This window comes from Pseudomonas sp. S31 (genome assembly GCF_016648105.1).
Lineage (GTDB): Bacteria > Pseudomonadota > Gammaproteobacteria > Pseudomonadales > Pseudomonadaceae > Aquipseudomonas.
Genome location: NZ_JACVVE010000025.1, coordinates 1 through 23083, shown reverse-complemented (window position 1 = coordinate 23083; position 23083 = coordinate 1). Strand labels below are relative to the sequence as shown.

Below are 23083 nucleotides of genomic sequence, written 5' to 3'. Positions count from 1 at the left end.
TCGGGCGCTGGCTGAGGGCCGGCGCCCGCCGTGCATTGGCGCACCGGCGTCAGCGCATGACGTCTGTGTTACCTACACACTCTGCACTACCCGCTGCCGGGTTGATCCGGTCTTGCAGGCAGATGCCTCTGCCCCGGTAAGTCCTGATCTCGAGCGCTGCCTGTAAAGCCAGCAGCAAGCCGCGCAGATAGTGCACCTGGACTTCGATGATCTTGGTGCCAGGGTCGAAATCATAGCCCCAGATCTCTTTGTAGAGCGTCTTTCGGCTGATGATCCTGCCTGCGTTTTGCAGCAGCAGGTACATCAACCGGCAGGGCATCGTTTTGATCTGGCAACGATGACCGTTGTAGTCGATCTGATTGTTGCAAGGATTCAAGCGCAACACATCGCCTGTGAAGCACACATGTTGTATTGCCGCCGTGTCGAGCATGGTCACCGAAAAACTCCCGCCAATCTGGTAGCCTCGGTGCGAATGCTATATTGCATGCAGTGATGAGTACAATATGCTGGTCGGTGACTTTCCCGTTGGCAGCGTCGGCCCCTGAGGCTGCGTGCGTTTATGACTTTAGTCCCATGGCAGCCTTGGCGCCGGGGTCCATACTCAGGTTTCGCCCTTCAATAACAACAAGTACCGGGTTTTCGTCACCATGACCTATCAGCACAGCTACGCTCAATCCATCGCCGACCCCGCGGCCTTCTGGGCCGAGCAGGCCAGCCATCTGGCCTGGTACCGCGCGCCCACCCAGACCCTGCAAGACAACCCCGATGGCACCCATCGCTGGTTTGCCGATGGCAGCCTGAACAGCTGCTACCTCGCCCTGGACCACCAGATCGAACAAGGCCGCGGCGAGCAGTTGGCCCTGATCTACGATTCGCCCGTGACCGCCACGCAGCGCACCTTCACCTACCACCAACTGCGCGACGAGGTGGCGCGCCTGGCCGGGCTGCTGCGCCAGCTGGGCGTGGGCAAGGGGGATGGGGTGATCATCTACATGCCGATGGTCCCCGAGGCGGCCATGGCGATGCTGGCCTGCGCACGGATCGGTGCGGTGCACTCGGTGGTGTTCGGCGGTTTCGCCGCCAACGAACTGGCCCTGCGCATCGACGATGCCCGCCCGACCCTGCTGCTCACCGCCTCCTGCGGGCTGGAGTTCGACCGGGTGATCGAGTACAAGCCGCTGGTCGACCGTGCCCTGCAACTGGCCCGTCACCAGCCCGGCCATGTATTGGTGCTGCAACGGCCGCAGGTTGCCGCACCCTTGCAGGCAGGCCGTGACCTGGACTGGCAGCAGGCGCTGGCCAGTGCCGAACCGGTGGCGCCGGTGGCGTTGGAGGCGGGTGACCCGCTGTACATCATGTATACCTCCGGCACTACCGGCAAACCCAAGGGGATCGTGCGCGAGAACGGCGGCAATGCCGTGGCGCTGCGCTACGCCATGCAGCATATCTATGGCATGCAGGCGGGTGATGTGTGGTGGGGCATCTCGGATGTGGGGTGGGTGGTCGGCCACTCACTGATCGTCTACGGGCCGTTGATGAGCGGCTGCACCACGGTGTTCTACGAAGGCAAGCCGATCCGCACGCCGGATGCGGCGGCCTACTGGCGCGTGGTCGAGCAGTACCGGGTGAACGCCTTGTTCTGTGCCCCGACCGCCATGCGCGCGATCCGCAAGGAAGACCCCGACGGCGAGCTGCTGCGGCGCCATGACCTGGGTTCGCTGCGCCAGTTGTTCCTGGCAGGGGAAAAACTCGACTCCAGCACCCACGAATGGCTGGAGCGGGTCAGTGGCAAACCGGTGCATGACCACTGGTGGCAGACCGAGACCGGCTGGCCGGTGACCGCGCCCTGCGTGGGCCTGGAGGGCAGCGCGGCAAGGCCAGGGTCGAGCAACCGTGCGGTGCCGGGCTATCACGTGCAGGTGCTGGACGACGACGGCCACCTGCTCGGGCCCAATCACCAGGGCTCGATCGTGATCGCGCTGCCGTTGCCACCAGGCTGCAGCCAGACCCTGTGGGGCGACCATGAGCGTTATCTGCAGGCTTACCTGCACACCTATCCCGGCTATTACCACACCGGCGATGGCGGGTACCTGGACGATGATGGCTTCGTCTACATCATGGGGCGCACCGATGATGTGATCAACGTGTCCGGGCATCGCTTGTCGACCGGTGAAATGGAGGACCTGGTGGCGCGTCACCCGACCGTGGCCGAGTGCGCGGTGATCGGCGTGCACGACGATATCAAGGGGCAGGTACCGCTGGCGCTGGTGGTGCTCAAGGATGGCGAGAGCATTGCCGAGTCGCAGTTGCTGGTCGAATTGGTGGGCAGCGTGCGTGAGGCGATCGGCGCGTTGGCGTGCTTCAACCGGGTGCGGGTGGTCAAGCGCTTGCCCAAGACGCGGTCCGGGAAGATCCTGCGCGCGGTGTTGCGCAAGATCGCCGATGGGCAGGACTACACGCCGCCATCGACCCTGGATGATCCGGCGGTGCTGGGGGAGATCGAGGCGGTGTTGGCGGATTTGCCCAGGGCGGGGTGATGGGGCGCCTGGGCCGGCCTTTTCGCGGGTGAAACCCGCTCCTACAGGGATTGGGTGATCCTGTAGGAGTGGGTTCATCGATGCGTCGAACCGCCGCGAAGAGGCCGGATCAGGCTACGCAGACTCCCGGCCCCACCTGATGCAACTGCCCCAAGCGGCTGCGCGTACGCATCAGGTCGGCGATCGCGCCGCCCAGGCTTTCATCCAGCGGCCGCTTGCCAATCACCGTCAGTTGGCGGTCTTGGTCATACAACACGTCCACCAGATTGACGAAGCGTTGCTGCGCGGCCAGCGAGCACTCCGACAGGTCATCAAGTCCGTCGATGATCCACTCATCGTACTGCCCGGCCAAGACTAGATAGTCGATCACCGCAGTGGCCTGCTCGCAGAGGTCGTCGAAGGCAAACATCACCTGTCGCCCCTGGCAACTGAGGGCGCGCAGGCTGCGCTTGTTGATTTCGAGGGTCACCGGCTGCGGCGCTGGCACTTGCAAGGCCTCGCGCTGCCCGGCATCCCCTGGCCAGGCGTAGTGGCCGTGGGTGAAGCGCTGATGCTCGCGGTTGGCCGGCAGGCTACGAAAATCGGTGTCGCCGCCCACCTCCAGCACCTGCATGCGGCCATTGATCAGGCGGATCACCGGCAGGAAGCGCTCGTGGTACAGCGGGTTGGGGAGCAAGCCTTCGGGGGCGTAGTTGGAGGTGACCAGCAGGAAGATGCCGCGGGCGAACAGGGCATCGAACAGGCGCGTCAGCAACATGGCATCGCCGATGTCATGGACGTGGAACTCATCGAAGCACAGTACCCGGCAATCGCCGAGCAACTCGTCCAGGGTGGCGCCCAGGGCGTCGTCCAGAAGCCGGTGGCGGTGCATGCCCTGGTGCAGGCGGGCGAAGAAATCGTGGAAGTGCAGGCGGCGCTTGGCCTCGACCGGCACGGCCTGGAAGAACCCGTCGAGCAGCCAGCTCTTGCCGCGCCCCACCGAGCCATGCAGGTACAAGCTGCGTGGCTGGCCTTCGCCCAGTTGCGCCAGTTGCTCGGCCATGCAGGCGATCACCGCGCGCTGGCCGTCGCTGAGCTGGTAGCTGCGGCTGGCGGCCTTGGCCTCGAACCAGGCGAGCAGTTCGCTGTCGTGGGGTGCGCTGGGGCGCAAGCGCTGGCCTAGCTGGCGCAGCGGGTTGGGAATCCAGGCGGACAAGGCGTAGCCTCCTCGGGCGATGGCAGGGCAGGGCGCAGCTTGCCCGAGGATGGCCGTTTTGACCAATACAAAAATCACCCGGCGATGATCGCCTGGGTAGATAGGTCAGGCCTTGCGCTCGAGCTGGCGCTCGATCATGAACTTCACGGACAGGCGGCGCTCCTTGAGGTGACGCAGGTCTTCGTCCTCGAAGTTGCCCGCCGAGATCGATTCGGCAGCCAGTACCTGGTTGTCGATGTCGACATACTCGTCCAGCAAGCGGTCCAGCTTAGGATCATGCTGGCGACGCTGCTGGACGATTTCACGGGGGTAGTGCAGGTCCTGGTAGAGATCGTGTGAGACAGGCATGGGTTTCCTCCTTGCATGCGCAGGCTTACCTGATTGGAATGGGGAATCGCGATTGTGTTAACGCACACCGGGGGAAAAACGACGGGTGGTTGCCCCCGATAACAGTACTGACCACTAACTCGCTGTTTTATTGAATCTTTTTTTTCGTTGGGGGTTCACAGATCGAAATATTGTTGTTAAAGTGCCGCGCATTCCACGACAACAACCCAATGTTGTCAGCCATGTGGGATTGTCTGGGCAGCATCAGCTGCATCCGATACAGGGGCGTCGCCAAGCGGTAAGGCAGCAGGTTTTGATCCTGCCATGCGTTGGTTCGAATCCAGCCGCCCCTGCCATTTTCTCCTTTCAATTATTCGATTTCTTGTTCGGTGCAGACGAATGTCAGCGCTGGGTTTTTCCGTTTTCGTTTTCCTGTGCCGGCCCATTCGCGGGTGAACCCGCTCCTACAGGATATAGCCGCCCCTGTAGGAGCGGGTTCACCCGCGAAAGCGCCGGCACAGGCGAAACAAACCTACTCGGTCACCCTCAGCAACTCGCTCAGCACCCGCGCCAGCTCCTGGGCCTGCACCGGCTTCTGGATCACCACGCTCCCCGGAAGCTCGAGCCCTTGCAGCTCGGCGTAGCCGGTCAGAAACGCCACTGGCAGGCGCGGGTAGCGCTGGCGGGCCGCCAGGGCCAGTTGCGCGCCGTTGAATTCAGGCATGGCGAAGTCGGTCAGCAACAGGTCGATACCCCCGTCCAGCAGCGCCAACGCCTGCTCGCCGCTATGCGCCTGGCGCACCTGATAGCCAAACTGGCGCAGCACATCGCCGAGCATGTCGCGGACCAGGTGGTCGTCGTCCACCAGCAGGATGGTACGGTCGGCGCCGCTGTCGTCGAGCGATTGCAGGGCAACGGCTGCGGGTGTCTCGCAGACCGTCGGTTGCTTGACCGCCGGCAGGTACACTGCCACCTGGGTACCACGACCGGGCTGGGTGTCGATGCGCACGCCGCCGCCAGACTGCTTGGCGAAGCCGAACACCTGGGCCAGGCCCAGGCCCGATCCCTTGCCGATGTCCTTGGTGGTGAAGAAGGGCTCGAAGACCTTGGCCACCACCTCTTCGCTCATGCCGCAACCGGTGTCGCGGATGCTCAGCATCACGTAGTCGCCAGGCTCCGGGTCTTCCGGGCGCCGGGGCGGGTTTTCGATGCAGGTATTGCGGGTGGAGAGGGTGAGCTGGCCGCCGTCGGGCATGGCATCGCGGGCGTTGATCGCCAGGTTGAGGATGATCATCTCGGTCTGGGTCGGGTCGGTCAGCGCCTGCCACAGGCTGTCGTCCAGGTCCAGGCGCACCGAGACGTTGCCGCCCAGGGTACGGCGCAGCAGTTCCTCGAGCCCGGTCAGGGTGCGGTTGAGGTGCAGCGGCACTGGCTCCAGGCGCTGGCGGCGGGAGAACGAGAGCAACTGCGAGGTCAGCTTGGCACCGCGCTCGCCGGCTTCGCGAACGTGCGTCAGGCGGCTGCGGGCCTTGTCGAGGTCGCCCTTGGCCAGGTCGCGTTCGAGGAAGCTGGCACCGGTGAGGATCACCGTCAGCAGGTTGTTGAAGTCGTGGGCGACCCCGGCGGTGAGCTGGCCGACGGCTTCCAGGCGCTGCATCTGCTGCAAGGCCGCCTCGATGCGCTCGCGCTCGGTGATCTGCTCGCGCAGGCGGCTGTTGGCCTCGGCCAGGACCACGGCATTTTCCCGCTCACTGGTGATGTCGCGGGCGACCACGTAGAGCAGGGTGTCTTCCGGTACCACCGCCCAGGACAACCAGCGCAACTGGCCACTGGCATGCTGGATGCGGCCGACGAAACGCGCACTGGTGCGCCCGTGGGTCAGGGCGGCAAGTTCGGTGAGCAGAGCCTCCTGATCCGCTTCGGGCAGCAGTTGCAGCAACGAGGCTTGGCTCAGCCGCTCGCGGGAAAAGCCCAGGCTGGCTTCCCAGGCCGGATTCAGCGCGACCGGGGTGAGGTCCTTGTTGAGCACCGCCAGCAGGTCCTGGGACAGTTCCCAGGCGCGGTCACGTTCGCGGGTGCGGCGTTCGACCCGTTCGCCGAGCATTTCGTTGAGCTGCTTGAGCGCCTGGTTGGCCATGCGCTGGGCGTGGATGTCCTGGAGCACACCGGAAAAGCGCACGCAGCGGTCATCGACGAACTGGCTCTGGCCGCTGCTGAGCAACCAATGGGGCTCTCGCCCCTGGGGTTGAATACGAAACTCCACCCAATAGCGGCCATCGCTGTCCGGGCGCATGGCCTGCTCTACCGCATCGCGCACGCGGGCGCGGTCCTCGGTGTAGATACCGGCGTAGAACACCTCGAGGCTCATCTCGGTGTCCACCGGCAGGCCGAACAGGGTCTTGCAGCGATCGTCCCAGAGCAGCAGGCCTTCTTCCGGGCGCAGGTCCCAGGTGCCCATGCCGGCGGCGTCGATGGCGATGCGCGCGCGTGCCTCGACGTCGGCCAGGGCTTCCTCGGCGCGGCGCCGACGCTGGCGCTCCTGGACCTCGGTCAGCGCCCGGCGCACGGCCTTGGGCAACAGCGGCAGGTTTTTCTTGAGCAGGTAGTCGGTGGCACCCAGGCGGATCATCTCCACCGCGTGCTCCTCGCCATAGATGCCCGAGAGGAAGATGAACGGCACGTCCGGGGCCAGGCGCTGGGCGATGGCCAGCACCTCGGTGCCGGAGGAGCCCGGCAGCACGCAGTCACAGAGGATCAGGTCGTAGCTGGCCTCGCGCAGGGCGTGCTCCACGCCGATATGATCGAACACCAGCTGCGACTGCAACTGCAGGCCGCTGCGCTCCAGGCGCATGAGGGTCAACTCGGCATCCAGCGAGCTATCCTCGACCATCAGCAGTTTTAGCGGGTTTGGTAGCATCTTCGCGTGAGCCTCAGTTGCTGCCACGGCGGTTCAGGCGCAGCGAGCCGGGTGGTGGCTCGTTGAGCACCGCCCAGAAGATGCCCAGGTCGGAGATCGCCGCGACGAACTCCTTGAACTCTACCGGCTTGACCACGTAGGCGTTGACGCCCAGTTCGTAGGCGCGCAGCAGGTCGGGTTCCTCGCGCGAAGAGGTCAACATCACCGTGGGGATGCTGCGCAGGTCCGGGGTGGCGCGCACTTCCCTGAGCACCTCCAGACCATCGACCTTGGGCAGCTTGAGGTCGAGCAGCATCACAGCCGGGTTGCCACCGTCACGATCGGCATAGTTGTTGCGCCGCAGCAGGTAGTCGAGAGCGTCGGCACCGTCGCGCAGGACGATGACTTCGTTGGCCAACTGGCTGCGTTCCAGGGCCAGGAGCGTGAGCTCCAGGTCCCGGGGGTTGTCTTCGACCAGCAGGATGGGTTTGAGCATGATAGGTACGGATGCCTCAGGTAGACGAAGTGGAACGGGGCAGGGTGAAGTGGAAGCTGGCACCCTGGTCAAGCTGGCCTTCGGCCCAGACCCGGCCGTCGTGGCGTTCGATGATGCGGCGCACGCTGGCAAGGCCGATGCCGGTGCCTTCGAAATCTTCCATGCGATGTAGACGCTGGAACACGCCGAACAGTTTGTTGACGTAGGCCATGTCGAAACCGACACCATTGTCGCGGATGCACACTTCGACTTCCTCCGGATGCTCCACGGCGCTGATGTGGATGCGCGCCGGATCCCTTCCACGCGTGTATTTGATGGCGTTGCCGATGAGGTTCTGCAGCGCCAGGTTGATGAACGCCGGGTCGGCGATCACCTTGGGCAGCGCTTCGATTTCCCAGACGATCTCGCGGCCCTGGTAGTCGGGGGCGAGCTCGTTGCGGATGGACTGCACCAGCGCGTTGAGGTCGACATCCGACAGGCGCAGCGCCGAACGGCCCATCTGCGAGAAATTCAGCAGGTTGTCGACCAGGGTGCCGGCGAACTGCGCGGCCTCCTCGATGTGCTGCAAGAACCGCCGACCTCGGTCGCTCAGGCCCTGGCCTTCGATTTCGCCGAGCAGCTCGGTATAGCCGGCGATGTGCCGCAGGGGCGCGCGCAGGTCATGGGACACGCTGTAGGAGAACGCCTCCAGTTCCTTGTTCGAGCGCCGCAGTTCGCCGGCCATCTGCGCCAGCTCCTCGGCCTTGCGCAGGACGATGCCGAGCACGGCATGGCGCAGCTCGGCCACGCCTTCGATGATCAACGGGTCCCAGGGCGTGCAGTAGCCGCTGATCTGTTCGCGCCAGTGATCGAAGCTGTGCCGTGGGTTGAGCATGCCTTGCGGGCCGACCTCCTTGCCTGGCCGCCCGGCCCAGTCCACCGTGCGCACCTGTTCGGGGCGGAACCACAGCAGATAGTGGGAGTGAATCTTCGAAATCGGCACGGCCAAGACACCGCCAACGTGGCCGGCCAGTTCGGGCAGGGCGTCGATGTCGCGGCGCACGTTGTCGGTCTGGAAGATGCTGTCGTCGCCACGCTCAGCCAGCCAGTGCACCAGCGCATTGACCTGGGCAGCGGTGGGGGTCTGGCCGATCAGGTCGCAGCGCTCGGCGGAGATCACCGCTGCGCCGCTGGCCCCTGCAAATTCCAACAGCACCGCGGGGAGGTCGCGCAGGCCTTCGCTGACGCTGTCGTGGTCGGCCATCGAGGAGATCATCTGGACGATGTGCTGGCGCAGGTCGAGCAGCTTGCGGGTATACGCGTGGGACTCGCGCGATTCGATCTGCAACGACAGCACGCTGGCCAGCAATTCGCAGGCGGTGCGGGTACGGAAGTCGACCGGGCGGGATGTTTCGTGGTGGCACGACACCAGGCCCCACAGCTCGCCATCGACCATGATCGACAGCGACATGGAGGCCAACGTGCCCATGTTGCGCATGTACTGCAGGTGCACCGGCGACACGCTGCGCAGCGCGGCGAAGCTCATGTCGAGCGGCTTGCCGGTGCGCGGGTTGAGCACCGGCAGCAGTGGCGAGGCCTGGTAGTTGGCGTCCTCGATCACCCGGATGCGGTTGACCCGGTACAGCTCCCGGGCCTGGCGCGGGATGTCCGAGGCCGGGAAGCACAGGCCAAGGTAGCGCGGGTAGCCCGGGTCGGCCACTTCTGCCAGGACCTGGCCGTTGCCTTCGGCATCGAAACGATAGGCCTTGACCCGGCCGAAGCCGGTGATGCGCTTGATCTGCTCGACCGATTGCTGCAGCAGTTCTTCCAGGGTATCGGCATGGTGCAGGCTGCTGACGAAACCGCGCACCAGCGGATAGTAGTCGCCCTGGTCGGCCAGCCCGGAGCGCAGGCGAGAAGGCTCGAACTCGGTGATCAGCACCTGGTCGTGGCGGTGCGCGAGCAGGCGCAGCACCTCGCCGCACGGCGCGGCCCTGCGCAGGCGCACGTCACCGATATGGAAGGGGAAGACTTCGTCCTCGGGCAGGTGGCCCAGCTTGGCGCGCAAGTCGAAGCCCTCGCTGACCAGCTCGTCGAAGCGGCTGCCGATCAGGTCGCTGGCCGCTATGCCGAGCCAGCGTTCGACGTTTTCGCTGGCCTGGAGCACGCGCAAGTCCTGCTCGTCCAGCACCAGCAAAAAGCCCTGGGGCTGGATGCTGCCGGGGATCTGGATCGGCTCCTGGGCGCAGCGTTCCACGGCCTCGGCGAAGGCGTTGTCTGCAGTCATGGGTAAAACACTCCGTTTTTTTCTGCCCGGGCAAGGTCCGTGCGCCTGGTACAGGGCGGTGGCCGTCATGCACCGTACCAGAATATCGGGTGCTTTGCCGGCCCATGGCCATTGGAGACACAGGATGTTGATGGGTTCGACGCAACGGTAAAAAATTCTTCCGGCTTTTATTTACGGGTGCTAGGTCTTTGGCGTTAACACCAAAGAGTCATGGCGCAACGACCCCTGCTTGCTACGTTCAACACAAGGGATATCGAGAAGGATAGTGCAGTGGCTGTACGCTTTTTGGCCGTGCTGTTGGGCCTGTTGGGCAGCTCCAGTGCTGCCCTGGCCGCGGATTTTCTGGTGGAAGTACGGATGCAGGTGCAGCGTGGTTGCATGCTGATCAACCAACAGCGCGATGCGGGTGCGCAAGCCCTGGGTGTGATCGACCTGGGCAACGCTGCGCGCCTGGATGGTGCTGGCGCGCCGCTCAGTGGCCGACTGCTGGCCCAGCGCCCGCCGCGTCTGGAATGCAATCCGGGCACCACCTACCAGGTGCGGGTCGACGGCGGCCAGCATGGCGGCGTCGGCGAGCTGCGCTATCTGGCGAACGACGATCAGCAGGCACGCCCCATTCCCTACCGGCTCTACCGCGACGCCGCCTGGCGCGAGCCGCTGGCAGTGGGCATCGCGCAGTCGGCACGGGTACCGGACAGTGGTTCTGTTGAGCTCCCGCTATACGCCCGAATCGACAAGGTCGCGTGGGTACCCCGCGCCGGGCTGTACGCCGACCTGCTCAAAGTCACGGTCACCTGGTAGGGCCGCCATGTACAAGGAAGCGTCGCCATGAATCGATCCACCCTCCTGCTGCTGTCCCTGGGGCCGTTGCTGGTGCCTGCGGTCGGCGCCCATGGCACCACCTCCGGATTCATCCAGGCGCGATTGGTGATCAGCGCCGCGTGCCAGATCGACAGCGGCAGCCAGCAGCCGGCGACGCTTGCCAACCCCGGTCTGATGGACTTCGGCGAACGTGGTCCGAGCTGGGAGCAGCCGCTGCGCACGCGGGTCGATGAAGTGGGCGGCGAAGGCAGCCTGCAGATCAGTTGCACGCCCGAGGTCAGGGCTTTCAACGTGCGTATCAATGGCGGCCTGAATGGCAGCGACGGCGTGCGGCGGCTGAGCAACGGCCGCGAATTGATCCCCTATCAACTGGCGATCGACCCTGGCGGCAACAGCCGCTACGACATCGGCCAGGCCCGCGCCTTCACCATCAACAGCAGTCGGCAGATCCCGATCCCCATCTACGGCGTAGTGGTGGCGCAACCGCGTTCGCTGCCCGCTGGGCTTTACCGCGACACCCTGAGGGTGACCCTGGACTGGTAGCAACGCAAGGAGACTGACACATGCCAACGAAAACCACCCGCTGCATACTCGCAGGCCTCGGCCTGGCGCTGGCGTCCCAGGCCCATGCGGCCACCGTGACCGGCACCATCAACTCGACCCTGACGCTGACCTCGGCCTGCCAGGTCAACGGCAGCGCCGGTACCTCGGGGCTGAATTTCGGTGCCCTGAACTTTGGTACCCAGGATGCCCTGTTCGGCACCGCCAACGCCCAGGTACTGGGCCCGGCGGGTGGGGCCATGAGTATCCTGTGTTCGTCCGGCACCGTGCCGTCGATCCGCGTGCGTGCCGGCGCCCATGACGGGCAGTCGACCGGTGGCACCCGGGCCCTGGCCGATGGCGCGGGCAATTTCGTGCCCTACGACTTCTACACCGATGCCGGGCATACCCAGTTGCTGGCGATCGACGGCACCATCACCTTGCCGACCAGCACCGGCGTCGAGCAGACCGTCAACCTGTATGGCCAGGCACGCGGCAAGGCAGGCCTGCCGGCCGGGGTGTACACCGACACGGTAGCCGTCGAACTGACGTTCTGAACCATGCGCCGCGGCCTGTCGGCTTGCCTTGCAGGAGGCGCGCTGCTGCTGGCGGCGCCGTTGCCTGCCGCTACCACCAGCACCTTCCAGGTGACGGCGCAGATCGTCGCCGGCTGCCTGGTGGTGGGCGGTGTGACCCAGTATGGCACGCTCAACTATGGCACCCGGTCGGCCCTGTCCACCGGCATCCTCAGCACGTCGTTGGGCGGCACCACCGTGACCTTCCAGTGCACCCCGGGTGTGGCCTTGAGCATGAGCCTCGACGGCGGCCAGAACAGCGCCAACGGCACGCGCAATCTCAAGCGCAGCGCAGGCACGCAGCTGCTCGCCTACCAGCTTTACCGGGACGCCGCCTACACCCAGGCGTTGGGCATCGGCCAGAGCGTGGCGGTGAGCTACACCGACGCCACGGCGATAAAGCTACCGGTGTACGGGCGCACCCAACTGCCTGGCACGTTGCCAGCAGGAACCTATACCGATGCAGTGCAAGTGACGGTGACCTGGTGAATGGCCGGTGCCGACCAGTACGACAATAACGAGGAGAGAGGCATGCAGGCAGGCACGAGATGGGTGCAGGGAATGATCGGATTGCTGCTGCTGGCAAGCCTGCCGGCAGGAGCGGCCACATCGGTGCTGATCTGGCCGATCGACCCGGTGCTCGAAGCCGACCAGAAAGCCGGCGCGCTGTGGCTGGAGAATCGCGGCACGGCGACGGCCAGCCTGCAGGTGCGAGTGTTCGCCTGGCGCCAGGGCGACTACCAGGAGCAGTTCCAGGCCCAGCGCGAGATCATCGGCAGCCCACCGGTGGCCAATATCCCACCGGGGCAGAAGCAGTTGATCCGCCTGACCCGCACCGGTACGTCGCCGGCCGGCCAGGAGCAGGCCTATCGCATCATCATCGATGAAATTCCCTCGTCGTTGCCGGCCGATGCGGCCGAGAAGGGCACCGCTGCGGCGATCCGCCTGCAGATGCGCTACTCCGTGCCGCTGTTCGTCTACGGCGACGGCCTGTGGGGCAAGCCCGACCCGGAAAGCAAACGCAATGCCGACGGCGTCGGCAAGCCACAGCTAAGCTGGCGGCCGGTGATGGTGCAGGGCAAGCCCTATGTGGAGTTGCGCAATACCGGCCCGGTGCATGCCCGCCTCACCGACGTGGTGATGCAGCAGGGCGGCCAGGCCAAGCCACTGGTCGAAGGCTTGCTCGGCTACGTGCTGCCCGGGGCCAGCATGCGCTGGCCAGCACCGGCAGCGGCGAATGCCGCCAGCGTGCTCAGAGGTCGGGTCAATGGCCAGGCCAGCGCCGAGGCCATTCAGCAAGGGCGCTAGCTGCAATCGAATGAAGTGGGGCCCAGGGAGGACCCGACGATGGTTGGAAACCGTGTGTGAAATGCCTGTCATCGACCGCCCGCCACTGGTACCTGGGGTTGGCTCTGTGCGGGCCGGGCCTGGGCGTGGCCGACGACCTGCCGCCACCGCCCACCGAAGCAGCGGCGGTGGCCGATGCCACCTTGTATCTCGACCTGTTGGTGAACCAGATGCCCAAGGCTGAGCTGGTGCCGGTGCAGCAGCGGGCAGGGCGCTTGTTCCTGGGCAGCGACGTACTGCGCGCGGCGGGCGTGAAGCTGCCAGGCGACCCCCAGGGCGAGGTGGCCCTGGACAGCGTGGCCGGTCTGCACACCGACTACGACAGCCAGAACCAGCGCCTGCTGCTGCAGGTGCCGGCCGCTTGGCTGCCGGACCAGCAAGTGGGTGATCGCAACCTATATCCGGCCAACGAAGCACACAGCAGCTTCGGCGCACTGTTCAACTACGACGCCTATCTCAATGACACCGATGACGGCGGCACCTACCTGGCCGCCTGGAACGAGCTGCGCGTGTTCGACAGTTGGGGCACGTTCTCTACCACCGGGCAATGGCGTCAATCGTTCAATGGCGCGCCCGATGCCGATACCCGCGAAGGCTTTTTGCGCTACGACACCACCTGGCAATTCACCGACGAGCAGCGCCTGCTGACCTACGAGGCCGGCGATTTCGTCACCGGCGCCTTGCCCTGGACCAGTTCGGTACGGGTCGGGGGCTTGCAGTTGTCGCGTGATTTCGCCGCGCGTCCGGACCTGGTCACTTACCCATTGCCGGCCTTTGCCGGCGAGGCGGCGGTGCCGACTTCGCTCGATCTGTTCATCAACGGCTACAAGTCCAGCACCACCGAGCTACAACCAGGCCCCTATACGCTGACCAACGTGCCGTTCATCAACGGTGCTGGCGAGGCGGTGGTGGTGACCACCGATGCGCTGGGCCGGCAGGTGTCCACCACCTTGCCGTTCTACGTCACCAGCAGCCTCCTGCAGAAAGGCCTGTCGGACTTCTCGGTGGCAGCCGGTAGCCTGCGCCGCGACTACGGCGTGCGCGACTTCGGCTATGGCCCGGGCGTGGCTTCGGGCAGCCTACGTTATGGCCTGAGCGACACCTTAACCCTGGAAAGCCACCTGGAAACCGCCGAGTCACTGCTGCTCGGCGGCCTCGGTGGCACGCTGCGCCTGGGCAACGTCGGCGTGCTCAATGCCGCCCTCGCGCAAAGCCAGTTCGAGGGTGAAAAGGGTCACCAGACCGCTCTGGGCTACCAGTACAACAGCCAGCGTATCGGCTTCAGTTTCCAGCGCCTGCAACGCCATGGCGACTATGCCGACCTGTCGCGGGTCGACACGCCCGACCTGCAACTGAGCGAGAGCAGCGAGCAGGTGACCCTGAGCCTCAACCTCGACCGGTACGGCAGCGTCGGCGCCGGTTACTTCGACGTGCGCGCCGGCGACGGCTCGCGCACGCGGCTGATCAACCTCAGCTGGAGCAAGCCGCTGTGGGGCGCCACCAGCCTGTACCTGTCGGCCAACCGCGAGGTCGGCGACAGCGCCTGGGCGATGCAGGCGCAACTGATGATCCCGTTCGACTTCAATAACGGCACCCTGGCCCTGAGCATGGAACGCAGCAAGGAAGGCGAGGACCTGCAGCGGGTCAACTACAGCCGCGCGGTGCCGGTGGGTGGCGGCGTGGGCTACAACCTCGGCTACGCCACGGGTGGCGATCGCGATGCCTACCGCCAGGCCGATGTCACCTGGCGCCTGCAGTCCGTGCAGCTGCAGGCAGGTGTGTATGGCAACAGCGGCGAAATGACCCGCTGGGCCGACGCCAGCGGCTCGCTGGTATGGATGGACGCCGGGGTGTTCGCCGCCAACCGCATCGACGATGCCTTCGTGGTGGTCAGCACCAACGGCTACGGGGATGTGCCGGTGAGCTACGAGAACCAGACGGTCGGGCGCACCGATCGCAACGGCCACCTGCTGGTGCCGTACAGCAGCGGCTACTACCGCGGCAAATACGAAATCGACCCGATGGACCTGCCGCCGGACGTGCTGGCGCCCCAGGTCGAGCAACGCGTGGCGGTGCGCCGGGGTAGCGGCTACCTGCTGGAGTTCCCGCTGCGCCGGGTGCTGGCGGCCAGCATCGAGTTGGTCGATGGCAACCGACAGCCGCTCAAGCTCGGCAGCCGCGTCACCCACGAAGAAAGTGGCAGCCGGGCGGTGGTGGGCTGGGATGGCCTGGTCTATCTGGAGAACCTGTCGCCGCACAATCGCTTGCTGGTGGAAGTGGAAGGCGGCGGTCGCTGTTCGGTCGAATTCGACCTGCCGCACGAGGAGGGCTCGATTCCGCTGATCGGCCCTTTGCCATGCGAATGAGCGCCTGGTTGCGTGGGGGGCTGCTGGTGGGCCTCCTGTGCCTGGCCAATCCGGCCTGGGCGTTGTGTGCGTCGGTGGCCACCACGCCAGCAGCCTTCGGCACCCTCAACTCGACCCAGGTGCGCACCACCGTGCAGTCTGCATCGACCTTGAATTCCGGGTTGCAGTGCACCGGTTCGTTGCTGAGCCTGCTCACCTCCGGCGACCATTTCTACGCCACCATTACACCGACGTCGGGCGGCTTGGTGGGCCCCACGGGCGACGTGATCAACTACACCCTGTACGCCGACAACAGCACCAGCTACCCGATCACCCGCGGCGTGGCCTTCGACTTCGCCCGCAATGGGATCCTCGACCTGCTCGGGCTGCTCAACGGCACCACGCCCAAGGCCGTGCCCCTCTACCTGCGCACCCAGGTCGGCAGCAACGTCGCGGCCGGGGTCTACCGCGAGACCCTGACCGTTGCCTGGAACTGGAACTACTGTTCGGGGATCGGGGTCGGCAGTCTCTGCCTGGGACGCGATATCGGTTCCGGCAGCCAGACCCTCAGCGTGACCCTGACGGTCAGCAACGACTGCCAGATCACCACGCCCAACATCAACTTCGCCAGCGCGCCAGTGGTGGCGGGGTTCGGCACGGTGAACCAGAGCATCAGCCTGTCGTGCACCAAGGGCAGCAGCTATACGGTCGGGCTCGATGACGGGCAGAACGTTGCCGGTGGGCGGCGGCGGATGAAGTCCAGTGCCAACGACTACCTGGCCTACGACATCTTCAAGAGCGCCGGGAGCGTACGCTGGGGCTCGGTCAGCACTGCCCGGCGTTCGAGCAGCGATGCCGACGTGAACCCCGGTGCGGGTACCGGGACCGGCAGCCAGGTATTCAACTACAACGCCAAGGTCTATACCGACCAGGCCACGCCGCCGGCGGCGACCTATACCGACAGCGTGATTCTCGATGTGCAGTTCTAGCCTGCACAGAAGCTCGCCTCGCTCAGCGCAAATCCCCGACCATTTTCAGCAACGTTTCTAGCACCGCCCCCGCCAACGCCTTGGATCGCACCCCGGACCACCCGGTCTGTGCATTCGGCGCATCGTCGTGGTCCTTGAACGGCATCTCCAAGGTCAGCGACAGGCAGTCGTAGGCCTGGCCCACCGCATTGCACGCCAGCGTCAGGTTGGCCTGCCCCGGTTCGTCGCGGGTATAGCCGTGCGTGGTCTGGAAGTCTGCGGTCAGGCTGCTCAGCGTGCTGCGGAACTGTTCCTCCAGCTTCGCCAGGCGTTCGGTATACCCCGGGTTGCCTTCGCACGCGGCAGTGAACACATGCGGGATTTCTTCGTCCCCATGTACGTCGATGAACGCATCGACCCCGTACTGCTTCATCTGCGCCTGGGCGAAGAACACCTCCGGGCTGAGCTCGACGCTCGCGTCCTGCCAGGCCCGGTTCAGGTCCTTGCCCTTGAAGTTGGTGCGCAGGTGGCCGAGGAAGGCACCATCGGGGTTCATGTTCGGAATCAGGTACAGGTTGGCCTTGGCCAGCAACTGCTGCACTTGCGCATCGTTCGCCTGCAAGCGGTCAATCACGCCCTCCATGAACCACTCGGCCATGTGTTCGCCCGGGTGCTGTTGGGCGATCAGCCACAGCTTGCGCTTGCCTGCGGCACCGTCGCCTGCGCGCAACAACGGAATGTCTCGGCCCTGCACACTGCGGCCGCTGGCCAACAGCTCGACGCCCGGGATCTGCCGGGCACGCTCGATCAGTTGGTTGTGGCGTGCGCGAGGGTAGGGCTCGAAGTAGGCGAACCAGGCCTGCTCGTGGCTGGCCTCGAGTTCGAACGACAGCGCCTTGCCATCGAACTGGCTGGGCACGCGAAACCAGGTCTGCTGGTCGTAGGAGGCGACGGCGTGGTAGCCGGTCCAGGCGTTCTTGTAGGAAGACTCGGAGGCGTTGTCCAGGCTGAAGCGGTGGACCTGGCCTGGGGTGAGGCCGCTGACCTTGAAGTGGAACCACTGGAAGTGGCCGCTGTTGGAGTCCGGGCGGATGGCCAGCTGGACACGGGACGGGTTGCTGGCGTCCTTGACCTGGATGTTGCCGGAGTCGAAGTCGCAGTCGATGTGCAGGGGGGACAGCGTCGCGGTCATGGGCGGGGGCTCCTTGGGAGGGCTTTGTTGTGGGGGTACTGTACACCGGGACGGCGTATCGGGGTTGGCCCAGCACGGCAAGTGGGCGATCAAAGCGGTTAGGTTGGGAAGATTCTCACAGCGCTCTCGGAGGTTTCGCTGTGGTTCGGCGCTTTGGATCATTGTGGAAAAACGTAAGATGGTGAGGCGCGACGGTGCTTCCGATCTGACGACACAACGAGCCTGTTTTGAGTCGATACCACATCCTTCTGTTGCTGTTGATGAGTCTGCTTGGCGTCTTCCCACTGGACGTCATTCTGCCGTCCCTTCCGGCACTGGCGAGCGAATACCAAGTCGAGGTCTGGCAGATATCGTATTCGGTGAGCACGTTCGCCTTGGGTGTTGCCCTGGCGCAGATCCTGATCGGACCTCTTTCAGACCGGATGGGGCGCAAGCGATTGCTTCTCGCTGGGCTTGCGGTCGCAGTGAGTGGCAGCGTAGGTTGCCTGGTTGCGCCCAATTTCCCCGTATTTATGGCCATGCGGATCATCCAGGCACTGGGGTGTGGTTGTTTCGTCTTGAGTCACGCGCTTGTAGAGGATAACTGCCCAGGTCGTGAGCGAATCGCGCTGCGCATCCTGTTGTCGAGTGCCAGCGGTTTGTTCATCTCGCTTTCACCGCTTGCGGGTAGTTATTTGCAGGAGTATTTGGGATGGCGGGGCGGGTTCGTGGTGTTCATCATGATAGGCGTGCTCGTCGCATTTATCGTGATGGTGGTGGTAGAGGAGCGGCCGACGGCACCGGCTGGGAGAGGCCTGTTTCATAGCTACGGCGTGCTTGCGAAAAACCTGCCTTTTCTCGGTTATTCGACGATCAATGCCTTGGGGTTCACCTGCCATTTCTCGTTCATCGTTATTTCGCCGCTGTTGCTGATGGAGCGGCTGGGGCTATCCAGCCTGGCGTATTCGTGGGTGTTCGTGGGCTACGGTTGTTCATTTTTCATCGGTGGCTGGATCGCCAGGCAGATCAATCGCAGGCTCGATCCAAAGTTGCAGGTGAGCATGGGGTTGAGGCTGATCGGAGGGGCCGGGCTGTTATTGGCGGTGTGGCACGCGGTGCAAGGGCTTTCGGTTTCAGGTGTGCTGATACCGATGATCCTCTGCACGACCGGAACCACGATCCTGCGCCCGGCGGCGATGACCAGTGCGTTGAGTGGTCATTCTGAAAGAGGGGGAGCGGCAACTGCGTTAAGCACGACCATGATGTTGGCGATTGGGGGTACGTTGAGTAGTTTGGTGGCGAGTTTTGAAATGGCCTTGCCCCTGAGCTTGGTGTTGATTTTGCTTGGGACGAATGTTGTCGGCTGTTTGATGTTGAGGCGGATGGGCGCAGCGCCGCGCGAACATCAAGGGGGCTGATTGGTTCAACGTGGGGCGACCTTTCCTCTGGCTATTGAGTGGCGGGTGGTGTTCGCGATTCGATATCCAGTGATGCTGGCCAATTTACTTTCGGCGCCAGGCGGGAGGCCAGCTCGCACCACAGTATGTCGTCATGGTCTATGGGGGGCTCCGGAGGCGGTAGGGCAGAGGGGCCTTTTTGCATGTAGTTGCAGATATAAGCCCATACGTGCTGATTCGAGCCGTTGATACTGAGCATGAATCTGTCGATAACTCGGCCGGTTTCGGGGTGCAGGACAGACAATGTGACGCCTCGAATGGTGTGGTGTCCGCCAGATAGATCCCAGCGCTCGGCGCGGAGCTGTGCCCAATCGTAGCTTACAGGGTGGATGCCCCACTGCTTGGCGAGAGGATTCCATTGACTGTACTTGAAGTTGTAAGCGTAGATTTTTTGTCGGGCGCGGTTGAAACGGATTGGCTCGTCAAGCGGAGGTGATAGGCTAATTCGGAACAAATGAAAATTCATGATGCTGCACAACATGTAAAGAGAAATCCCCAGAAGACTTAGTTCAATTTCCCCGATTGATAGCGGGATTAAGAAAACTATCGGGGCCGGGCTAGTCAAGCTTATGGTGAACAGTGGCCAGTTTCTAGAGGGTACGCTGGAACGAGGGATCTCAAGATAGATGTGATCCTGGTGGTTGGGAGGTTGATTGCCGAGATCGCTTTCTATCAAGGGCGGATCATTGGGGCCTGGGAGGTCTTCGCACCATCCAGGGCATCGTCGCGAAAATTGATAACTATGCATAATGGGTTTCGCTAAGTTTGGAAGATGGTTGCGCTATGAGATATTTATGTCCATGTGCGCCACTTTGCTGGATTGGTTATTCCCGATGCCGCCGTGGATGGGCAATCGTGGCGATAGCCAACCCATGCGATTGGTGCTCATGAGCGTTTCCTTATGCCTGGTTTGATGGGGGCTTCTTCGAAAGCTTCTGGAGGCGCAGGGGCAGCGTGGACGTTGAATGCGCGGCAGATCAGGTACCAGCAGACAGCAAGGGAGAAGTTGTAAGGGAATAGCACGGCCCAGAAGGGCAGTTGCCAATTCTTCTTACCTTGCATTTCGCCGGGCTCTCCGGTACGCCAGGGGGCATAGTGGCGCCAGGCTTCTGATGGGGGAAGGCAAATGGCGTGCAGCGGTCTGTGCCACCAGTTCGGTTCGCTAGGGGACGGGAGTTTGTCGGGGCCGTGGTCCATGAAGTGGCGCAAGTATTCCCAGACTTCGGCTACGTGCTTGATGTCAGGGGCGGTGGGTTCGTTGCTGTCGATCCAAAGGCAGTCTTTTTGGTGGAGAGTGCCGTCTGAGCGGCGTGGTGCTAGTGCCAGGGCGTACTGAGTGCTAAAGGATGCGCCGCCAAACTCGGTACGTTTCATAATGCCGCCCGCGGTTTGTCGCCAGTCATAGACAATCAGCTGACTGAATCGCTGGAAGTAGAGTTTCTGCGTGGACCTGTTCAGGTAAATACTCGATAAGCCTTTCACATAATTCAATCGGTATCCTATGAATGGTGTGAAGAGCAATGGTAGGAGAAGATAAATGACCGCTGCACTCGTATCAGTAAGAACGTGGGCTCGGTAGTTTGGATCGAGGACGTCTGGATAAACCACCAGCATCATTGCTATAGTCATGGCTGTATAAATTTTTCCCATGAATACAGAGTCCGCGACCCAGGGGTTGCGCAAAGTTAGGAGTAGAGGGCTAGCGTCTATGAGTTGGCCCTTGATTTGCGGTGTTGCTGATGTGCTGGAATGGTGTGTGAACAGCCAGTGGGTAGGCATGTATTATTTCTCAAGGGTAGTGGTGAGCGTTGAGTTGGCTGCTTCGTCAATGCCGTTATTGGGGTAGAAACTGAGGTCGAGCGTGACGGATTGATGGGGGGTAATTTTGAGTTTAAAGTTTAGTACCAACCCTGCTCTTGAGATGTAGCATTCTGGCGGTGCTGGCGGTAATTCAATCCAGGAATTCTCAGTCGGTGTACTGAATCTTGCTTCCCAGTCGCTAACTCCCGGTACGAAGTCCGGCAGCAGTACTGTGAATTCCGCGGACTCTGAGTAACGAGCAAGTTCGTCTTTAATCGTCGTTGAACGATTAGGGTAAAGCAGTGTGGTGCGGTCAGACCACCCGCTATCAAGATGGCCAAGTCCGAGGCTGTGCGCCTCCCTGTTCGATATAAGTATGGGGCGATAAGTCGCGGCGTACCAAGTTTTGATTTCATCATTTATATTTCCAAAACTTTTTAGTTTTCTGTCACTAGTCAGTTTGATGCCAGGTCGGATCTCCCCATCATTTTGCCGGGTACCGAAATAGCTTCTTGCGGCCCAAAGCTCAATCGGAGTGTGTAAGCGCTCGTGGGCCTTGGAGTGAAGGTACAAACCCGCGATAAAAATCCCCGCGCCGAGTAGCACGACGGCGGCAGCGGCCCAGCCTGCGAACGGGATGAACGCCGTGGGGCCGGCTAATGCTAATGCGCCCTCTAGGAGTACTACAGAACCGATTGCTGATGTAGCGCCACCATAGAGAGTGTAGTCAGCCGCTACCTTGTCACCGTTGATTTTTTGTCTAGTATATTTCTCGTAATCAGACCACAGACTGAAAATTATCGTCGGGTAACCTGCTAGGCGCGCAAATAAATTGCTACTCAGTAAATTTATAAACGCATTGCCAAACGCCAATCCTGGCATGGTAGCACCGAGCCTCAGTACCAATGCTTTTTGTGCTGCTCGCGTGCTGATTAAAGTCGCGGAAGCGGCTCCTATCACGCCAAAGATCGAAGCGGCAAACCCGGTGGTATATTCAGGCGCATTACTGGTCTGCAGGCTGTTATAGGCGGACTTGAGCGAAATCACGTTGAACCAAAGCATGGCGCCGTTCAAAGCGCCTCCGCCTCCTGAGGTAAGTAATCCCAGGAAGGTAGGTTTAAATCTTACTGTAGTGGTGAGTTCCAGCGCGATGCTCCGACTTCCGCTGATGCGCAGTTGCCTCATTTCCTCAACCTGCGCCATCCCACTTCTCAGATACCGCTCCACCTCCTGGCTGAACGGATCGTTGCTGATCAGCTGATCGGTAACGTTGTAGCGAGCAGCCAAGAGTCCCAGCGCCTTTTCCAGGTTGCCCTCCCGAGCGGCCAGTTGCATCTGTTGGCGAAGGCTATGACTCGCATTCCAGCGGGTCTCCCCGCGCATGCGTTTGAGCAGCACGGTGGTCACGGACTGCGCGGTCAGATCGGTGATCCCTGCCATGGCTGGGAAGCGCCCCGCCAAGCCTTCGATGACATTGTCGCTAGCGCCGAGCAAAGTTCCGACCGCGTCGGCTTTGTCTTTGAAGGGGTTGAACGGTGCCAATGCCGTATAGAGCGGACTGTCATGCTGGTCCAGCCACTGCTCCAGGCGCTTGAAGCGCAAGTCGTGCTCTTCGGTGCCGGGGGCGGGCAGGCTCATGGGGTGGATCAGCAACGCCAGGGACATCTCCAGGCCGCGGGCCGAGGACTGTTCGTCACGGTCATAGCACGCCAGTGCTGCCGCCAGGCTGTAGGGGTCGTCAACGTGCGGGTTTTCGGCAGTGGCCAGCCAGATGTCGTGATCGTTGCTGGCCTGCAAGGCCAGCTTGCGCAGGTCTGCGAGGTGCTTGGCCATTTCATCCCGATCATCAAGGTATTGCAGGTACTTGGCAGTATCGATGCGTTGCCCCAGACGCGCGCCGCCTTCCGAATAGTCCTCGTGGGTCAGGGCACGGAAGCGCGCTTCAGCGTCTGACCAGTTGCGCTTCGCCGAGCGCAGCAACAAGCGCTGTGCGGCCGACTCTGGCGGGGGAGAGTCAGCGGGATAGAGTCTTTCCAAGGTCTTGTTCAGGAGCATCGCGACCAGATTGCGATGGTGGAAATCACGGCTCTTCTGGCTGAGCCGCTCGGCATCCAGTTGATAGCACGCTGGCACTCCGGCCTGCTCGGCGCCTTGCGCCGGCTTGGTGTATTCCAGTTGCTCGTCGGGCCTAAGGTCGCGTAGTTGGTGCTGGAAAGCCGAAACCGTCAGGCTCAGGTCCAGCGCCATGCCCTCGGCATCGCTCAGCGCGACCACCGCCGGGATCTTCGGTTGGGTGTAGGGGTAATGGCGCGCCATGGCCGTTAGTCTGCCAATGGGCAGC

The 23083-nt window shown here is 63.0% G+C and carries 19 protein-coding genes and 1 tRNA gene; 10 read left to right on the top strand and 10 right to left on the bottom strand.

What is annotated here, in order from left to right; translation table 11 throughout:
* Positions 1–49: 49 nt before the first annotated feature.
* On the bottom strand, positions 50–430 hold the full coding sequence (locus IAE37_RS18235) for a winged helix-turn-helix domain-containing protein (protein WP_236410047.1): 381 nt from the start codon (positions 428–430) through the stop codon (positions 50–52).
* 217 nt (positions 431–647) lie between these two features.
* On the opposite strand from IAE37_RS18235, the gene IAE37_RS18230 reads away from it, so the two are divergent.
* Entirely contained in the window at positions 648–2537 is a 1890-nt protein-coding gene (locus IAE37_RS18230; RefSeq protein WP_201175758.1) for a propionyl-CoA synthetase, read from the top strand.
* Positions 2538–2646: 109 nt separating this feature from the next.
* Here IAE37_RS18230 and zapE read toward each other — a convergent pair whose 3' ends face one another.
* Positions 2647–3732 carry a cell division protein ZapE gene (zapE, locus tag IAE37_RS18225; RefSeq protein WP_201175757.1) on the bottom strand — a complete coding sequence of 362 codons (1086 nt, stop codon included), beginning with the start codon at positions 3730–3732 and terminating at the stop codon, positions 2647–2649.
* Between the two features lie 105 nt (positions 3733–3837).
* The gene (locus IAE37_RS18220) at positions 3838–4080 is read right to left on the bottom strand and encodes a hypothetical protein (RefSeq protein WP_201175756.1); all 243 of its coding nucleotides are present in this window, start codon (positions 4078–4080) and stop codon (positions 3838–3840) included.
* Positions 4081–4340: 260 nt separating this feature from the next.
* On the opposite strand from IAE37_RS18220, the gene IAE37_RS18215 reads away from it, so the two are divergent.
* Positions 4341–4415: transfer RNA gene (locus IAE37_RS18215), tRNA-Gln, on the top strand.
* Between the two features lie 176 nt (positions 4416–4591).
* Here IAE37_RS18215 and IAE37_RS18210 read toward each other — a convergent pair.
* The 3 genes from IAE37_RS18210 to IAE37_RS18200 are packed head-to-tail and all read right to left on the bottom strand — an operon-like array spanning position 4592 to position 9717.
* A complete protein-coding gene (locus IAE37_RS18210; RefSeq protein WP_201175755.1) occupies positions 4592–6976 on the bottom strand; it encodes a hybrid sensor histidine kinase/response regulator in 2385 nt (794 codons plus the stop codon).
* 13 nt (positions 6977–6989) lie between these two features.
* On the bottom strand, positions 6990–7451 hold the full coding sequence (locus IAE37_RS18205) for a response regulator (RefSeq protein ID WP_201175754.1): 462 nt from the start codon (positions 7449–7451) through the stop codon (positions 6990–6992).
* Between the two features lie 16 nt (positions 7452–7467).
* Positions 7468–9717 carry an ATP-binding protein gene (locus IAE37_RS18200; RefSeq protein WP_201175753.1) on the bottom strand — a complete coding sequence of 750 codons (2250 nt, stop codon included), beginning with the start codon at positions 9715–9717 and terminating at the stop codon, positions 7468–7470.
* 270 nt (positions 9718–9987) lie between these two features.
* Between IAE37_RS18200 and IAE37_RS18195 the strand changes: the two genes are divergently transcribed.
* The 7 genes from IAE37_RS18195 to IAE37_RS18165 all read left to right on the top strand — a co-directional run bounded on the left by IAE37_RS18195 (position 9988) and on the right by IAE37_RS18165 (position 16335).
* Positions 9988–10518 (top strand): Csu type fimbrial protein, encoded by a 531-nt coding sequence (locus IAE37_RS18195; protein ID WP_201175752.1) that lies wholly within the window; start codon positions 9988–9990, stop codon positions 10516–10518.
* 27 nt (positions 10519–10545) lie between these two features.
* Positions 10546–11082 (top strand): Csu type fimbrial protein, encoded by a 537-nt coding sequence (locus IAE37_RS18190; protein WP_201175751.1) that lies wholly within the window; start codon positions 10546–10548, stop codon positions 11080–11082.
* A gap of 20 nt (positions 11083–11102) precedes the next feature.
* Positions 11103–11636, top strand: coding sequence for a Csu type fimbrial protein (locus tag IAE37_RS18185; protein ID WP_201175749.1), 534 nt, complete (start codon positions 11103–11105; stop codon positions 11634–11636).
* A 3-nt stretch (positions 11637–11639) separates the two neighbouring features.
* Positions 11640–12143: a Csu type fimbrial protein gene (locus IAE37_RS18180; RefSeq protein ID WP_201175748.1), complete on the top strand. Its 504-nt coding sequence runs from the start codon at positions 11640–11642 to the stop codon at positions 12141–12143.
* A gap of 42 nt (positions 12144–12185) precedes the next feature.
* Positions 12186–12962 carry a fimbrial biogenesis chaperone gene (locus tag IAE37_RS18175; protein ID WP_201175747.1) on the top strand — a complete coding sequence of 259 codons (777 nt, stop codon included), beginning with the start codon at positions 12186–12188 and terminating at the stop codon, positions 12960–12962.
* A 65-nt stretch (positions 12963–13027) separates the two neighbouring features.
* On the top strand, positions 13028–15367 hold the full coding sequence (locus tag IAE37_RS18170) for a fimbria/pilus outer membrane usher protein (RefSeq protein ID WP_236410046.1): 2340 nt from the start codon (positions 13028–13030) through the stop codon (positions 15365–15367).
* A complete protein-coding gene (locus IAE37_RS18165) occupies positions 15364–16335 on the top strand; it encodes a Csu type fimbrial protein (RefSeq protein WP_201175745.1) in 972 nt (323 codons plus the stop codon). The genes IAE37_RS18170 and IAE37_RS18165 overlap by 4 nt, the downstream gene beginning before the upstream one ends.
* A 22-nt stretch (positions 16336–16357) precedes the next feature.
* Here the strand turns inward: IAE37_RS18165 and IAE37_RS18160 are convergent, their stop codons facing one another.
* Entirely contained in the window at positions 16358–17506 is a 1149-nt protein-coding gene (locus tag IAE37_RS18160; protein WP_201175744.1) for a M14 family metallopeptidase, read from the bottom strand.
* 227 nt (positions 17507–17733) lie between these two features.
* Here IAE37_RS18160 and IAE37_RS18155 point away from each other — a divergent pair, with 227 nt between their 5' ends.
* Positions 17734–18903 (top strand): MFS transporter, encoded by a 1170-nt coding sequence (locus IAE37_RS18155; RefSeq protein WP_236410040.1) that lies wholly within the window; start codon positions 17734–17736, stop codon positions 18901–18903.
* Positions 18904–18934: 31 nt separating this feature from the next.
* On the opposite strand, the gene IAE37_RS29090 is transcribed toward IAE37_RS18155, so the two are convergent.
* The 3 genes from IAE37_RS29090 to IAE37_RS18145 all read right to left on the bottom strand — a co-directional run bounded on the left by IAE37_RS29090 (position 18935) and on the right by IAE37_RS18145 (position 23082).
* Positions 18935–19408, bottom strand: coding sequence for a DUF6708 domain-containing protein (locus IAE37_RS29090; RefSeq protein WP_328822756.1), 474 nt, complete (start codon positions 19406–19408; stop codon positions 18935–18937).
* A 419-nt stretch (positions 19409–19827) separates the two neighbouring features.
* Positions 19828–20721: a DUF6708 domain-containing protein gene (locus tag IAE37_RS18150; RefSeq protein ID WP_201175743.1), complete on the bottom strand. Its 894-nt coding sequence runs from the start codon at positions 20719–20721 to the stop codon at positions 19828–19830.
* A gap of 3 nt (positions 20722–20724) precedes the next feature.
* Positions 20725–23082 carry a bacteriocin immunity protein gene (locus tag IAE37_RS18145; RefSeq protein ID WP_236410039.1) on the bottom strand — a complete coding sequence of 786 codons (2358 nt, stop codon included), beginning with the start codon at positions 23080–23082 and terminating at the stop codon, positions 20725–20727.
* Position 23083: the final 1 nt, after the last annotated feature.